General features: G+C 34.5%; 2 protein-coding genes. One reads left to right on the plus strand and one right to left on the minus strand.

Annotated elements, in window-relative coordinates:
- Positions 1-291 (minus strand): RNA polymerase sigma factor (locus tag AC1DG9_RS27525; RefSeq protein WP_477635758.1); only part of this gene is annotated, 291 nt, incomplete at its 3' end.
- 178 nt (positions 292-469) lie between these two features.
- Here AC1DG9_RS27525 and AC1DG9_RS27530 point away from each other — a divergent pair.
- A partial coding sequence (locus AC1DG9_RS27530; protein ID WP_477635759.1) for a DnaJ domain-containing protein occupies positions 470-696 on the plus strand: 227 nt, incomplete at its 3' end.

Below are 696 nucleotides of genomic sequence, written 5' to 3' on the forward strand. Positions count from 1 at the left end.
GTACTGCTCGGCTGTAGAGCTTCTGTCAATAGTATCAATAATCTTATACCTAACCGCCTTAAATAGGTACGAGGATAGCTCTCCTTTTATATCCAAAGTGGTCTTTTTCTCCCACAAACTCAGAAAAATCTCATGAATAATATCTTTTACCTGCTCTCTATCCTTAAGTTTCCTATAAGCATGCACATAGAGCAATCCTTTATACTTGTTGTACAAAGTTTCAAAGGCCTGCTGATTCCCGAATTTCATTTCTAGTAAAAGGCTAGCATCATTGTTATGCTCTACAATCATTTTAACAGTAAAGTTTAATGTTTAGATAGCGGTTACACCATAGAAGTATATCCAGAGAGGTATTCGACAAATAAAATTCTAAAGTAATTAATATATTCACAACTACATTTAATATTTATCAAAAACTAAAACAAAATCGGCAATTAATAACTTAAGATAAATGACAAACTAGTTAATTATGGCATTTATAGATTACTACAAAACCCTGGGACTAGAAAAAAGTGCTACGCAGGACGATATTAAAAAAGCCTATAGAAAATTGGCCAGAAAATATCATCCCGATCTAAACCCTAACGACAAAGATGCCAATAGGTTGTTTCAGCAAATAAATGAGGCTAATGAGGCGCTGAGCGATCCCGAAAAGCGCAAGAAATACGATGAATACGGGGAACATTGGAAAAATGC

This window comes from Pedobacter sp. 05L430 (assembly GCF_056397585.1).